The organism is Planctomonas psychrotolerans, from assembly GCF_008642235.1.
GTDB lineage: Bacteria > Actinomycetota > Actinomycetes > Actinomycetales > Microbacteriaceae > Planctomonas > Planctomonas psychrotolerans.
Genome location: NZ_SJEV01000002.1, coordinates 322652 through 336572, shown reverse-complemented (window position 1 = coordinate 336572; position 13921 = coordinate 322652). Strand labels below are relative to the sequence as shown.

The following is a 13921-nucleotide window of genomic DNA, read 5'->3' as shown; positions in this document are numbered from 1 at the left end:
TCCCCATGTCGACTACCCCGACCTCGCTGGCCGTGCGGGTGATCCCGTGCCTCGACGTGGCCATGGGCCGCGTGGTCAAGGGCGTGAACTTCCTGAACCTCCGCGACGCCGGGGACCCGGTCGCGCTCGCCCGCCGCTACTACGAGCAGGGCGCCGACGAGCTCACCTTCCTCGACGTGACCGCGACCGTCGACGACCGCGAGACCATGTACGACGTGGTGCGCGCCACCGCCGAGCAGGTCTTCATCCCCCTCACGGTGGGCGGAGGAGTGAGGTCCACCGCCGACGTGGCCCGGCTCCTCGCGAGCGGCGCCGACAAGGTGGGCGTCAACAGCGCGGCCATCGCCCGGCCCGAACTCATCGCCGAGATCGCCGACCGCTTCGGCGCCCAGGTGATGGTGCTGTCGCTCGACGTGAAGCGCGGCGGCACGACGGACTCGGGCTTCGTGGTCACCACCCACGGCGGCCGGACCGAGACCGACATCGACGCGCTCGAGTGGGCGGCACGCGCCATCGACCTCGGCGCCGGCGAACTGCTGGTCAACTCGATCGACGCCGACGGCACGCGCGAGGGCTTCGACACGGAACTGATCTCGCTCATGCGGTCGGTCAGCTCCGTTCCCGTGGTCGCCTCCGGAGGCGCCGGCGAGGCGCGGCACTTCCCGCAGGCGATCGCCGCGGGCGCGGACGCGGTGCTCGCCGCATCCGTCTTCCACAATGGCGAGATGACGATCGGCGACGTGAAGCGCGAGCTGCGCGACGCCGGGAACACGGTGCGCGAATGACCGCAATCCCCGACACCGACGCGGCAGTGCAGGCGGTGCTCGACCGAGCGCGATTCGACGAGAACGGATTGCTTCCGGCCGTCATCCAGCAGCACGACACTCGCGAGGTGCTGATGCTCGGCTACATGAATCCCGAATCGCTGCGCCGCACGCTCACCGAGGGCCGCGTGACCTTCTGGTCCCGGTCGCGGCAGGAGCTGTGGCGGAAGGGCGACACGTCGGGGCACGCGCAGTACGTGCGGGCGGCCGCCCTCGACTGCGACGCCGACACCCTGCTCGTGCAGGTGGACCAGGTGGGCGTGGCCTGCCACACCGGCACGCGCACCTGCTTCGACGCCGACGTGCTCGCGCCGGCACTCGGATCGCAACCGGATGACGGGGGAAACCGATGAGCGCCGGATCCACCACGCGGGCGGCCTTCGACGCCCTCCTGCCCGAGCACCGCGTGATCCCCGTGGTGCGCGAGCTCTTCGCCGACGGGGAGACCCCGGTCGGCGTGTACCGCAAGCTGGCCGGCGCGAGACCCGGCACCTTCCTCCTGGAGTCCGCCGAGCAGGGCGGCATCTGGTCCCGGTTCTCCTTCGTCGGCGTCTCGTCGTTCGGCGTGCTGACCCAGCAGGGCGACACCGCGCGCTGGCTCGATTACGGGTTGCCCGCCGAGCGCGCACTCGGCGCGGACGCCCCCGACGGGCCGCTCGATGCGCTCGCGGCCCTGTACTCGCGGTGGGCGACGCCCCGCATCGACGGACTGCCTCCCCTCACCGGCGGACTGGTCGGCTTCATCGGCTGGGAGGCCATCCGCCAGATCGAGCGGCTGCCCGACGCCCCGCCCGCCGACTACGCCGTGCCCGGACAGGCGCTCAGCTTCGTGTCCGAACTCGCCGTGCTCGACCACCGACTCGGCACCGTGCAACTCGTGGCCACCGTGCTGAACGATGGCACCGACGACGCCGACACGCTCTGGGCCGATGCCCAGACCCGTCTCGAGCGGTTGCAACGCGACCTCGCCGAACCGGCCGAGGCGTGGCTGGCCGAGGCCGACCTCTCCATCGCCCCGACACCCGTGCCGCGCTCCACCCGCGCCGAGTACGAGGCCGCCATCGAGCGGTCCAAGCAGTACATCCGCGACGGCGACGTGTTCCAGGTGGTCGTCTCCCAGCGCTTCGACCACGAGATCGCCGCGCATCCGATCGACGTCTACCGGGTGCTGCGCAGCCTCAACCCCAGCCCGTACATGTACCTGCTGACCCTCGACGACCCCGACGGTGCGCCGTACTCGGTGGTCGGGTCCTCACCCGAAGCGCTGGTCAAGGTGCAGGGCGATCGCGTCTACATGCACCCGATCGCCGGATCCCGTCCCCGCGGCGCGAGTCCCGAGGAGGACGGCACGTTCGCCGACGACCTGCTCGCCGACCCGAAGGAGCGCGCGGAGCACCTCATGCTCGTCGACCTCGCGCGCAACGACCTGCTCAAGGTGTGCGCCGCCGGGTCGGTCGAGGTGACCGAGTTCATGCAGGTGGAGCGGTTCAGCCACATCATGCACCTCGTGTCGTCGGTGGAGGGCAACCTGCGACCGGGGGAGTCCTCGATCGACGTCTTCCGCGCCACCTTCCCGGCCGGCACACTGTCCGGCGCTCCGAAGCCGCGCGCGCTCGAGATCATCGATGAGCTCGAGCCGGCGCAGCGGGGCGTCTACGGCGGGGTCGTCGGTTACTTCGACTTCGCGGGCGACGCGGACCTCGCCATCGCGATCCGCACGACGACCATCGCCGGGGGGATGGCGCGGGTGCAGGCCGGAGCCGGACTCGTCGCGGACTCCGACCCCGAGACGGAGTTCATCGAGTCGCAGAACAAGGCGGCGGCACCGCTCCGCGCCGTCGCCGTGGCCAACGCCATGCGCCGGGTGCACTGACCGTGACCGACCGGACCGCCCCGGACAGCACCGGGTCCGACGGTCGAGCGCCGGACGGCCGCACGACGCACGGTCGCCGCCTCAAGAGCCTCGCCATCCTCGCGGGTCTCGCGCTCGGCGCCCTGGTGCTCCTCGCCTGGTCGCAGCAGTGGTTCACCCTCACCCTCGTCGGCGACGTGCCGACGGAGATCGGGGTGCCCGGCGCGGTCGCCGCACCCGCGCTCAGCGCGCTCGCCTTGGCGAGCCTCGCCCTCGCTGCGGCGCTCTCCATCGCCGGCATCGTGTTCCGGGTGATCCTCGGCGCGCTGCAGATCCTGCTGGGGGCGTGCGTTGCGCTGTCCGCCGTGCTCGCGATCGCCGACCCGATCTCGGCGGGTGCTCGCACCGTCACCGACACGACCGGCGTGGACGGGCAGGCGTCGATCGCGGCGCTCGTCACCGCCAGCGCCGCGACCGCGTGGCCCGGGGTCACCCTGGCGCTCGGCGTGCTCCTCGCCCTCCAGGGCGTCGGCATCCTCGCCACCGCGCGGCGGTGGCCCGCCGGCTCCCGCCGCTACGCCGCGGCGTCGACAGAGTCACCCCTGCGCTTCGCGCCCGTCGACGACGACTCGGCACCGCGCGACCGCTTCACCGACTGGGACACGCTCAGCGAAGGCCAGGACCCCACCGACTCCCGGGGGCGGTCGACGTCCGACTAACGGCGACCGGCCCGTCCGCCCGTCCGGCTTCGAGCCTCCGAGCGCCGCCTACAGCCGGGCGAACGACAGGGCGGACTTCGCCCACTCGTAGGAGATGCGGTGCGACTCGTAGAGCGAGTCGACGCTGGGCTTGTCCACCTCGATCATGAAGTCGCCGTCGTAGTCGTCGGGCATCGCCGCGACGATCTCGTCGAAGTCGAGCACTCCGAAGCCGGGTTCCGCCCACAACCGCTTGGTGTTCGCGAGACCGCGGTAGTCGAGGCCCTCGCGGGACTCGGGGTCGAGGTAGTCGGCGAACACGTCCTTGATGTGGATGCCGCCCACCCGGTCGGCGTACCGGCGGATGAACGGCGCAGGCTCGACGCCCGCGAGCCGCAGGTGCCCGGTGTCCGGGCCGATGCCGATCACGTCGCGACCCAGCGTGTCGAGCAGCGTGGTGATCTCGTGCTCCGTCTCGAAGACGCCGCCGATGTGCGAGTGGTGCAGCGGACGGAGTCCCTCCGCCTGCAGCACCTCGCAGACCCGGCCGACGTTCTCGATCGCGAGGGCCAGACGGTCCTCGCGGAAGTCGGCGCCGATCCCCGGCCGCTCCATGCGGGCGGGGATGGACATCGACGACACCATCGTCCGGTCGAGTCCGAGTGCCACCTGGTCGGCGGCGAACGCCTTCGCGCGCTCCACCTCGGCGTCGATCTCGATCGTCTCGTCGAACGGCGAGCTGAACAGGCTGAGCGACGGCGCGAGCCCGTAGCTCGCGATCCACTCGGCGTACTCCGCGGCCGTCATGCCCTCCGGCACGTCGGCTTTCACTGCGCGGAATCCGATGTCCTGGAAGTCGCGGAAGGCGCCGTCGAACACGGCCTTGGACTTGTCCGCCTTGCCGTCCCGAGCCCAGTAGGGGATGGGATTCGCGGCCACGAGCGGGGTGCGGCGCGGGGATGAAGAGGAGGACATGGGAAGCCTTTCGGGGTCGGGCGCAGTCACGCCATGGTGTCGAGTTCGAGCAGGGAGACCGGATAGCGGAGCGGCCGGCCGGCGGCGAGTCGCGCGACCTCGGTGACGGCGGCGTCGCCCATCATCGACAACTCGTTGCCCATCGCCCCCGCGATGTGCGGGGTGAGGAAGACGTTCGGGAAGGTGTACAGCTCGTCGCCGGTGGACAGCGGTTCGGGGTCGGTCACGTCGAGGACGGCGGAGATGCGGCCGGACCGCGTCTCGTCGCGCAACGCGTCGGTGTCGACGATGGCCCCCCGCGCGGTGTTGACGAAGGCGGCGCCGTCGCGCATCGCGGCGAGCTCGGCGCGGCCGATCATCCCCACGGTGGAGGGCAGAAGCGGCGCGTGCAGCGAGACGACCGCACTCTCGGCCATGAGCTGCCCGAGCGGCACGAGGCGCGCCCCGAGAGCCTCCGCCTCAGCGGGGGACAGGTCGGGCGTCGCGAGCAGCAGCTCGAACGAGAACGGTCGAAGCAGGTCGAGAACGATGCGGCCCACCCGTGATGCGCCGATGATCCCGACGGTCGCGCCGAAGTTGCCCGCGTCGAGCGGAAGCGGCGGGCGGGCGTACTCGCCCTGCCCGGCGGCGAGTTCACGCGAGCGGGCGAACGCCTGCTTGCCGGCGAGCAGGATGGCGGCCAGCGTGTACTCGGCCACCGGTCGGGCATTCGCCTCCGCCGCGGTGGTCACCGCCACGCCCCGGTGCCACACCTCGCGGTCGATGTGGCCCTTCACCGTGCCCGCGGCATGGGCGACGAGCCGGAGGGACGGTGCCGCGTCGAGCACCTCCGCGTCGATCCGCGGGCATCCCCACCCGGTGATGAGCACGTCGGCCCTGCCGAGGAGCGCTCGTGCGTCGGGGGAGTCGAACTCGGTGAGCACCGTGTCCGACAGCACGTCGGCCACCCGGGAGAGTGCTGCGCGCTGCGGTGCGGGGAAGAGCTGCTCCCGCAGCTCATCCGACCGCATCGCGAACAGCACCGCCGGGCGGCCCGACGGCTCCACGGTGGTCGTGTCGCCGGGCTCCGCCACTATCCCTTCACCCCGAAGTTCGCGAGGCCGGCGACGAAGCGCTTCTGGGCCACGACGAACAGGAGGATCATCGGCAGCGTGGCGAGCGCCGTGCCCGCCATCAGATACGGCCAGTGCACATCACCGGTCGCCTGCGAGAACGTCGCGAGACCGAGCTGCAGAGGCCGCAGGTCCGCCGACTGCGTGATCATCAGCGGCCACAGGAAGCCGTTCCACGCCGCCTCGATCTGGAAGACCGCGATGGTGAGGATGGCCGGCTTGATCAGCGGCGTCATGATGCGCAGGAAGATGCCGAACTCGCCGACACCGTCCATCCGTGCCGCGTCCGCGAGTTCGCTGGGCAGCGACACGTAGAACTGGCGGGCGAGGAAGGTGAACAGCGGCGCGGCGCCGAGCGGGATGATGAGACCCCACCAGGTGTCGAGCCAGCCGGTGCCGCCCTGACCGAGGATGTCGTTGCCGCCGGCGAGCGGAATCGACCGCACCACGAGGAAGAGCGGCACGAGGATCAGCTGGAACGGCACCATCAGCAGGGCGATGAAGTAGTTCAGCAGGAACTTCGACCCGCGGATCGGCATCTTCGCCAGCGTGTACCCCGCCATGGTGCACAGCACGATCGTGAATGCGGTCTCGCCGACGGCGATGAAAAGGCTGTTCCGGAAGTACATCAGGAACGGCGCGGTCTGCATCGCCTCGACGAAGTTGCTGAACAGCAACTGCTCGGGGAGCCAGGAGAAGCTCGCCGCCTCCGCCCGGCCCTTGAGCGCGGTGAGCACCATCCACACGAACGGAGCGATCATGACGATCGCGCCGGCGGTGAGGAGGATGTAGATCACGACTTTGCCGAGGCGGGTGTCGCCGGTGATGGACTGCTTGCCGCGGGAGCCGCGTGACGGCGGCGGGGGAGGAGTGGCCTCGTCAGCCTTGCTCGGCGGATTTCGCAGGTCAGTCATTGGTGTTCGCTCCCTGCAGTCGTCGACCGATGAGGATGAAGGCGCCGATCAGCAGCATCATGATGATGGTCTCCGCCGATGCGTAGCCGAGCTGGAGGTTCTGGAACGCGTTGTTGTAGATGTCGAAGACCAGCACGTTGGTGGCCGTTCCCGGCCCGCCCTTGGTGGTGATGTAGATGAGGTCGAACACCTGGAAGGTGGACACGATCGAGGTGATCAGCACGAAGAACTGCGCGGGGCCGAGGGCCGGCCAGGTCACGTTCCAGAAGACGGTCCACTTGTTGGCGCCGTCGATGGTCGCCGCCTCGATGAGCTGCGTGGGAACGCCCTGCAGCGCGGCCAGGTAGATGATCATCTTGGCGCCGATGCCCTGCCAGATGCCGATGATCATCAGGGACGGCAGCGCGAGGTCCGGGTCGACGAGCCAACTGGCGCGTCCCAGCCCGAAGAAGCTGAGCACCTCGTTCGCGAGGCCGGAGCCGGGGTTGAAGATCCACAGCCACACGACGCCGACCGCGACGCTTGCGGTGACGGTGGGCACGTAATAGGCCGTGCGGAAGAAGGACAGGCCCCGAATGCGCTGGTTGAGGCCGATGGCCACGAGCAGGGCGATCACCATCGCCACCGGGACGACCACGATGGCGAAGATGATGGTGTTGACGAACGCGGCGCGGAACGAGTTGTCCCCCATCAGTTCGACGAAGTTGTCGAAGCCCACGAAGTCGGTGCGTCCGCCGAAGCTGTAATCGGTGAAGGCGAGCACGAAAACCGCGATGACGGGGATGATCGTGAAGATCACCGAGTGGACGAGCGCGGGCATGATGAACCACCATCCAGCGCGCTTCTGGTGCCGGAGGATCGAGCCCTTGGAGTGGTGCTTCTCCTTGCGGGGAGCGGTGGTGCGCTGCCGAATCGGGCTGTCGGCCCTGGTCGCGGTCATGCGGATCGCGCCTCGGTGCCGGGATCGGTTGCCACACCGATGGGATGGACGTTCATGGAGGTCTCCTTCGACCGGATTCGCGACACGTGCGGGAAGAGCACCGGGCGGCGGTGATCCCGCCGCCCGGTGCTGATGGGTGGTGCTAGCCCGAGAGCGCTTCGCTCTCGATGCGCTCGAGCGCGTCCTCGGCGGACGTCTGGCCGAGCAGGACCTCGTCGATGGTCGGACCGAAGATGCTGCGCACCTCGAGCCAGTTCGCCGGACCGCCCTCGTAGATGCCGTTGTCCAGGTTCTCGAAGGTGAACTCGGCAAGCGGGTTCGACAGGGATGCGGCGTCCTGCGGTACCTCGTTCGACGCGGGGATCTTGTTGTTCATGAGCGCGATCCGGTCCTGGTTCTCGACCGACATCATCGCCTGGATGAATGCCCACGCGGCGTCGGGGTAATCGGTGTTCGCGCCGACCGACGACAGGTCGCCACCGATCATCTCCGCGGGCCGGCCGTTGTCCGGGAGGAAGAACGCGAGGTCGTCGCACTCGATCACGATCTCGCAGTCGATGGAGCTCTGCACGAAGCCCATGGGGGCCTCGTCGCTCAGCACGAGCGCGGTCTGCGCCGCGTTCTGCTGGCCGAACTCCTGCACGTTGCCGATCATGTCCGCCATGAACTGCAGCGCCTCGATGCCCTCCTCGGAGTTGAAGTTGGGCTCGTCGCCGTCGTAGAGGTCGACGCCGGTGGAGGAGAGGAAGATGACGAAGGCCTGGCGGTAGTTGCCCGGTGTGGTGTTGAAGTCGAAGCCGGGCCGCGTGATGTTGCCCGCGGCGTCGCGCTGCGTGAGTGCCTCGGCGGCGGCCTTCAGCTCCTCGAACGTCTCCGGCGGGTCGTCGGGGTCGAGCCCCGCCTCGATGAAGGCGCTCTTGCGGTAGGCGATCGCCCGCGCGTCGACGACGAGCGGGTACGCGTAGACCGCCTCCTCGAAGACACCGGCCTGCAGCAGTTCCTCGCTGACCTCGCCCGGCTCCTCGGGAGTGATTCCGAACTCCTCCAGGTCCATGAACACTCCGCGGTCGGCGAACGGCGCGGTCCAGCCGACACCGCTGACCAGCACGTCGTAGCCGCCACCACTGGCGATCGACGTGGACATCTTCTCGTTCAGGTTCTGGTAGGTGGCGAAGTCGGGTTCGACCTCCATGTTCGGGTAGGTCTTCTGGAACTCCTCCACGACCTGCTCGAACGCCGCCTGACCCTCGTTGTTGGTCGGAAAGCTGGGCGTGAGCACCCGTAGCGTTCCCTCGACGGATGCCGGGTCCTCCTCGGGGCCGTCGGTTCCGCCGCCCCCGGACGAGCAACCCGTCAGTCCCAGCGTCAGCGCCGCGGACGCGGCGATCACGCTGGCTGCTTTTCGATTCATGGAAGTCTCCTTTGACTGTGATGGTGCGGGATCGACTGTAGAACGACGGAAAGCGCTTGCCGATCGGGTTTGGAAATCGCTTGCCAAAAACACTGTAAGGAGCATCGTGCGGTGCGTCAAGTAGGTCGAGCATCACGGTGTGGTCACGTATCGGGAGCCGGGGGAGGCGGATTCCGTGATCTAGGCTCGGGGTCGCCATGACAAATTCACCTGCGGGCGGGTCGAGGTCGATCCGCATCCTCGCTCTCCTGAACACGATCGGTGACGTGCTGCTCCTGCAGCTGTGTTTCTTCGTGGCGTCCCTCGGGGTGGTGACCGTTCCGCCGGCCGCCATGGCACTGCAGACGTCCCTCGACGACGTGCTGTTCCGCGACGAGTCCGCGGGCATCCGGGTGTTCTTCACCCGCTTCGCCGCCGCTGCGGGCCGGCACTGGCGGCTCGCCCTCCTCGTTCCCGTGCTGACCGTCGGCTTCGTCGTCGGAATCCTTTTCTGGTCGGCCGACCGCAGCCCCCTCGGTTTCGTCGCTCTGGCCCTGCTCGTCCCCCTCGCCGGGCTCTTCGCGGGGCTGTACCTGACGGGGCTCGCATCGCTCGTCGGACCCCGTGTCGATCGGAGTTCCCGGGAGCTGGTGCTCGCCGCCTGGCTGCGTCTGCGGGAGCAGCCGCTGCACGCGGCGGGGTGCGTGGTGGTGCTGGTCACCTGGTTCCTTCTCCTGCTGCAGGTGCCGACGCTCGTGCTCGTGGGGTCCGGGGTGGCGCCGGCGATGCTGGCGTTCTGGCTTCGCCGGGGGGTGCGTCGACCGAATCCCTGAGGCCACCGAAAGGTGACGTTGTCCTTCCCACGAATACCGTCTAAGTGTTAGGTTTTCGCATAGCCGTTCACCGACGACGCGGCACGGAGGAATCATGACCCACACCAGCCCTCACGTCTCGCGTCTCCGGCTGGGAGGACGGGGCGGCCCAGCGTTCCTTCCGACCGGCGCACCTGCCCTCTCCTGGCAGGTCGAGGGTGAGCCCGGCTGGCGGCAGCATGCCGCCCGGGTGGAACTGCGTCGCGCCGGCGACATCGAGGCGGTCGACATCGAAGGCGCCGACTCGCAGGCGATCGGCTGGCCCTTCGCGCCGTTGGCGCCCTACACCGAAGCCGAGATCCGGGTCGCGGTCCGCTCCGCCGACGGTGACTGGAGCGAGCCCGGGGTATGGAACCGCGTACGCACCGCCGCCCTCGGTCCCGGCGACTGGAGTGCCGCCTTCATCGCGTCGCCGACACCGACCGACGAGAGCCGCGGCACCGTGCGGTTCCGTCGATCCGTCGAGGTGCGCGGCGCCGTCCGCTCCGCCATCCTGTCCGCGACAGCCCACGGGGTGCTCGAGACCGTCGTCAACGGTGCCCCGACGAGCGACGAGGTCCTCGCTCCAGGCTGGACCGCCTACGACCAACGCCTGCTGTTCTCCTCCTCCGACGTCACCTCCCTGCTTCGACCCGGCCGCAACATCCTCGGCGCCACCGTGGCCGAGGGGTGGTACCGCGAGCGCTTCGGTTTCGACGGACGATTCGCCGTCGCCTACCCGGGTCCGACCGCCCTGTCGGCGCAGCTGCGCATCGAGTACCAGGACGGCTCCGTCGACCTGATCACGACGGACGAGTCGTGGGAAACGAGCACGGTCGGTCCGTGCGTCTCCGCGAGCATCTATCAGGGTGAGCACTACGACGCCCGGTTGGAGGACGCCGCGCTCACCGACCCCGCCGCTTCCCTGCCGGGAGCGGCATCCGCCGTGATCGTCGACGCTTCGCCGGAGCGGCTGGAATCCTCCCCGGTGCCGCCCGTTCGCCGCATCGAGCGGGTCGCCGTCACCGACGTACTGACCTCGGCGTCGGGGCGGCCCATCCTCGACTTCGGGCAGAATCTCGTCGGCTGGCTCGAGCTCCGCCTCGACCTTCCCGTGAGCACGGAGATCACTCTCCGGCACGCAGAGGTGCTGGAGAACGGCGAGCTCGGCATCCGCCCGCTTCGTCACGCGGCGGCGACCGACCGATACACCGCCGCGGGCGGCGAGCGCACCTGGAGCCCGCGTTTCACCTTCCACGGTTTCCGCTACGCGCAGATCGACGGACTGCCCGAGGAAATCGATCCGACTCACGTCACCGCCATCGTCGTGCACACCGACCTGGAGCGCACGGGCTGGCTCGAGACCAGCGATCCGATGCTCAACCAGTTGCACCAGAACGTGCTGTGGGGCATGCGGGGCAACTTCCTGAGTATTCCGACCGACTGCCCGCAACGCGACGAGCGCCTCGGCTGGACCGGTGACATCCAGGTGTTCGGTCCGACGGCGTCGTACCTCTACGACGTGTCCGGCTTCCTCCGGTCGTGGCTGCGGGATCTCGCCCTGCAGCAAACCGACACCGGCGTGCCGATGGTCATTCCGTCGCCTCTGCCCGATCCCCCCACGGCGGCCGCGGCCTGGGGAGACGCTGCTACCCTCCTGCCCGACACCCTGTTCACGCGCTACGGCGATGCGGCCGTGCTCGAGGAGCAGTACGCGAGCATGCGCGCGTGGGTCGAGACGCTTCGGCGCCTCGCCGGTGACGATCACCTGTGGACGGGCACGTTCCAGTTCGGCGACTGGCTCGACCCGTCCGCCCCGCCGCACAACCCCGCCGGCGCGAAGACGGACGCCGACATCGTCGCCACCGCCCACTACTTCCGATCGGCCGGGCGCCTCGCGGAGGCCGCTCGAGTGCTGGGCAAGGACGACGATGTGCGCGAGTACTCCGCACTCGCGGAGTCGGTGCGGGAGGCGTGGGTGCACGAGTACGTCACCGGCGCGGGACGCGTGCTGTCCGACGCGCACACCGCCTACGCGCTCGCGATCGCGTTCGGCATCCTCGAGGGGGAGCAGCGGCAGGCGGCCGGAAACCGCCTCGCCGAGCTGGTGCGGGCATTCGGCTACCGTGTGCGCACCGGGTTCGTCGGCACTCCCCTCATCTGCGACGCCCTTACCAAGACCGGCCACGTGGACACCGCGTATCGGCTCCTGCTCGAACGCGGTAATCCGTCGTGGCTCTATCCGATCTCCATGGGCGCGACCACGATCTGGGAACGCTGGGACAGCATGCTGCCCGACGGCACCATCAATCCGGGTGAGATGACGTCGTTCAACCACTATGCCCTCGGTGCGGTGGCCGACTGGATGCAGCGGACGATCGGGGGCATCGCGCCGGCCGAGCCCGGGTACCGCCTGATGACCATCGAGCCCCGACCCGGGGGTGGGCTGACCTCCGCGCGAGCGGCCCTCGAAACCGGGTACGGGCGGATCGAGACGCACTGGCGAATCGAGGACGATCGGTTCCTCCTCGCGCTCACCGTGCCGAGCGGTACGGAGGCGCGGGTCATTCTGCCCGGGGGCGACGGCGAGATCAGGGTCGGCAGCGGCCGGCATGAGTGGATCGTCCCGCTCGCCGCGCCCCGGGAGAGTACCCGTGCGTTCTCCCTCGATTCGCCACTCGCCCACTTCGCCGACGACCCGGACGCCAAGGCGGCGCTGGAGCAGTTCTTCGCCGGAATCGGATACTTCATCGCGTCCGGGTGGAACACGTCCGGCTCCTGGCGCTCGGATGCCCGTCTCGGCTCGAGCCTCATCATGTTCCCCCGGGAACAGCGGCCGCGGCTCGAGGCCCTTCTCGTCGACCTGAACGCTCGATGACCGGGGCAGAGCGCGGTCGACCGCGCACGATCGTCACCGCCGACCCGGAACTCGACGATCTCAATTCGATGATCCGGCTGCTCCTCCACAGCAACGAACTCACCATCGACGGGCTCGTCTACGCCAGCAGCCGGTTCCACTGGCGAGGCGATGGTGCTGGGACGACGTTCTTCCTCCCCGATCGCGAATACGATGAACCGCAGACCTCATGGCGATGGGCGGCGGGCGAGCGGTTCATCGAGGACGCGATCGACGCTTACGCGCTCGTGCACCCGAACCTCATCGTGCACGACCCCGGCTACCCGAGCCCGGAGGCGCTTCGGTCCGTGGTGCGGGAGGGGAACGTCGCTTTCGAGGGGGACATGTCGGCTGACACTCCGGGATCCCGCCTCATCGCCGACGTGCTGCTCGACGGAGACGACGCGCCCGTCCATCTGCAGAACTGGGCGGGTACCAGCACCGTAGCGCGCGCCCTTCGCTCGATCGAGGAGGCCCACTCGGCGGCCGAGAACTGGCCGGAGATCAAGGCGGCGGTCAGCCGGAAGTCGATCGTGCTGAAATTCGCCTCCCAGGACGGGACGTACGACGACTACATCCGCCCCACGTGGCCCGACATCCGCGTGATCGACGTGGCCACCATGGCCTGGGGTTACCTTGCGCGACGTGTCGCCCTGCCGCACGACGCCGAGTTGCTCACCGCGGCGTGGATGCGGGACAACATCACGGAGCACGGGCCTCTCGGTGCCCTGTACCGGGTGTGGGGCGACGGCCGCCAGATGGTTCCGGGCGATATCACGGACTTCTTCCACCTGAGCGGGCTGAGCCGCGACGAACTGACCGAGGCCGGATTCCGGGTGTGGACCGACCCCCGACCCTCGGGAGAGTGGATCTCCGAGGGCGACACGACGAACATGCTCAACCTGCTGGGCAACGGCCTCCGTGGGCACGAGCATCCGTCGTTCGGCGGATGGGGAGGCCGCGCGCAGCGCGTCGACGAGGGTCCGGACACCTGGAGCGTCGCCGCGGCTCGGGACGAGGCATCGGACGGAAGCGCTCCGGACGAGTACTCGGTCACCCGCTGGTTCGCCGCCGCGCAACGCGCGTTCGCCGCCCGGCTCCGCTGGTCGGTGTCCGCGGACTACCGGGCGGCCAATCACGCCCCCACGCTCTCCGTGTCACCCGGACTGGACCTCACGGCCGCGCCCGGATCGCGAGTCGTGCTGCGCGCGACCGCCGACGACCCGGATGGCGATGCGGTGACGCTGCACTGGTGGCAGTACCGCGAGGCGGGAACGGTGCCCGGCGCGGTCGAGCTCGACGGCGCGGACGGGGCCGAGGTGGCCGTGATCCTTCCCGCCGATGCTGTTTCCGGGCAGACGTTGCACCTGATCGTGGAGGCGACGGACGACGCGGAGCTCCCGCTCACGACCTACCGGCGCGTGATCGTCACCGTCCTCTGACCGCACCCGGGCATGACCGCCCGCACC

At 69.5% G+C, this 13921-nt stretch carries 12 protein-coding genes; 7 read left to right on the top strand and 5 right to left on the bottom strand.

Annotated features, from left to right (window positions below; all coding sequences use genetic code 11):
- Positions 1-5: 5 nt before the first annotated feature.
- The 4 genes from hisF to EY822_RS14805 are packed head-to-tail and all read left to right on the top strand — an operon-like array spanning position 6 to position 3395.
- Complete coding sequence (gene hisF / locus EY822_RS14820) at positions 6-785, top strand: imidazole glycerol phosphate synthase subunit HisF (RefSeq protein WP_150309221.1); 780 nt, start codon at positions 6-8, stop codon at positions 783-785.
- Positions 782-1177 (top strand): phosphoribosyl-AMP cyclohydrolase, encoded by a 396-nt coding sequence (hisI, locus tag EY822_RS14815; RefSeq protein ID WP_150309220.1) that lies wholly within the window; start codon positions 782-784, stop codon positions 1175-1177. Before hisF ends, hisI begins: the two co-directional genes overlap by 4 nt.
- Entirely contained in the window at positions 1174-2697 is a 1524-nt protein-coding gene (locus EY822_RS14810) for an anthranilate synthase component I (RefSeq protein ID WP_150309219.1), read from the top strand. The genes hisI and EY822_RS14810 overlap by 4 nt, the downstream gene beginning before the upstream one ends.
- Positions 2698-2699: 2 nt before the next feature.
- Entirely contained in the window at positions 2700-3395 is a 696-nt protein-coding gene (locus EY822_RS14805) for a Trp biosynthesis-associated membrane protein (RefSeq protein WP_227497379.1), read from the top strand.
- A gap of 48 nt (positions 3396-3443) precedes the next feature.
- On the opposite strand, the gene EY822_RS14800 is transcribed toward EY822_RS14805, so the two are convergent.
- The 5 genes from EY822_RS14800 to EY822_RS14780 form a co-directional block, all read right to left on the bottom strand.
- Positions 3444-4349, bottom strand: coding sequence for a sugar phosphate isomerase/epimerase family protein (locus EY822_RS14800; protein WP_150309217.1), 906 nt, complete (start codon positions 4347-4349; stop codon positions 3444-3446).
- 26 nt (positions 4350-4375) lie between these two features.
- Positions 4376-5422, bottom strand: coding sequence for a hydroxyacid dehydrogenase (locus EY822_RS14795; protein ID WP_227497378.1), 1047 nt, complete (start codon positions 5420-5422; stop codon positions 4376-4378).
- Positions 5422-6375, bottom strand: a complete 954-nt coding sequence (locus EY822_RS14790; RefSeq protein ID WP_150309216.1) for a carbohydrate ABC transporter permease — start codon at positions 6373-6375, stop codon at positions 5422-5424. The genes EY822_RS14795 and EY822_RS14790 overlap by 1 nt, the downstream gene beginning before the upstream one ends.
- Positions 6368-7315, bottom strand: coding sequence for a carbohydrate ABC transporter permease (locus EY822_RS14785; RefSeq protein ID WP_150309215.1), 948 nt, complete (start codon positions 7313-7315; stop codon positions 6368-6370). The genes EY822_RS14790 and EY822_RS14785 overlap by 8 nt, the downstream gene beginning before the upstream one ends.
- A gap of 142 nt (positions 7316-7457) precedes the next feature.
- The gene (locus tag EY822_RS14780; RefSeq protein ID WP_150309214.1) at positions 7458-8726 is read right to left on the bottom strand and encodes an extracellular solute-binding protein; all 1269 of its coding nucleotides are present in this window, start codon (positions 8724-8726) and stop codon (positions 7458-7460) included.
- Between the two features lie 197 nt (positions 8727-8923).
- Here EY822_RS14780 and EY822_RS14775 point away from each other — a divergent pair, with 197 nt between their 5' ends.
- The 3 genes from EY822_RS14775 to EY822_RS14765 all read left to right on the top strand — a co-directional run bounded on the left by EY822_RS14775 (position 8924) and on the right by EY822_RS14765 (position 13894).
- Positions 8924-9538 carry a hypothetical protein gene (locus EY822_RS14775; RefSeq protein ID WP_150309213.1) on the top strand — a complete coding sequence of 205 codons (615 nt, stop codon included), beginning with the start codon at positions 8924-8926 and terminating at the stop codon, positions 9536-9538.
- A 94-nt stretch (positions 9539-9632) separates the two neighbouring features.
- Entirely contained in the window at positions 9633-12434 is a 2802-nt protein-coding gene (locus tag EY822_RS14770; RefSeq protein WP_150309212.1) for a family 78 glycoside hydrolase catalytic domain, read from the top strand.
- Positions 12431-13894, top strand: coding sequence for a DUF1593 domain-containing protein (locus EY822_RS14765; RefSeq protein WP_150309211.1), 1464 nt, complete (start codon positions 12431-12433; stop codon positions 13892-13894). Before EY822_RS14770 ends, EY822_RS14765 begins: the two co-directional genes overlap by 4 nt.
- Positions 13895-13921 lie beyond the last annotated feature (27 nt).

What these genes read in the sequence shown, in the direction of transcription:
- EY822_RS14770 (WP_150309212.1), top strand. Translation starts at nt 9,633, where the DNA reads ATGACCCACACCAGCCCTCACGTCTCGCGTCTCCGGCTGGGAGGACGG.
- EY822_RS14775 (WP_150309213.1), top strand. Translation starts at nt 8,924, where the DNA reads ATGACAAATTCACCTGCGGGCGGGTCGAGGTCGATCCGCATCCTCGCT.
- EY822_RS14800 (WP_150309217.1), bottom strand. Translation starts at nt 4,349, where the DNA reads ATGTCCTCCTCTTCATCCCCGCGCCGCACCCCGCTCGTGGCCGCGAAT.
- EY822_RS14780 (WP_150309214.1), bottom strand. Translation starts at nt 8,726, where the DNA reads ATGAATCGAAAAGCAGCCAGCGTGATCGCCGCGTCCGCGGCGCTGACG.
- EY822_RS14765 (WP_150309211.1), top strand. Translation starts at nt 12,431, where the DNA reads ATGACCGGGGCAGAGCGCGGTCGACCGCGCACGATCGTCACCGCCGAC.
- EY822_RS14810 (WP_150309219.1), top strand. Translation starts at nt 1,174, where the DNA reads ATGAGCGCCGGATCCACCACGCGGGCGGCCTTCGACGCCCTCCTGCCC.
- hisI (WP_150309220.1), top strand. Translation starts at nt 782, where the DNA reads ATGACCGCAATCCCCGACACCGACGCGGCAGTGCAGGCGGTGCTCGAC.
- EY822_RS14790 (WP_150309216.1), bottom strand. Translation starts at nt 6,375, where the DNA reads ATGACTGACCTGCGAAATCCGCCGAGCAAGGCTGACGAGGCCACTCCT.
- hisF (WP_150309221.1), top strand. Translation starts at nt 6, where the DNA reads ATGTCGACTACCCCGACCTCGCTGGCCGTGCGGGTGATCCCGTGCCTC.
- EY822_RS14785 (WP_150309215.1), bottom strand. Translation starts at nt 7,315, where the DNA reads ATGACCGCGACCAGGGCCGACAGCCCGATTCGGCAGCGCACCACCGCT.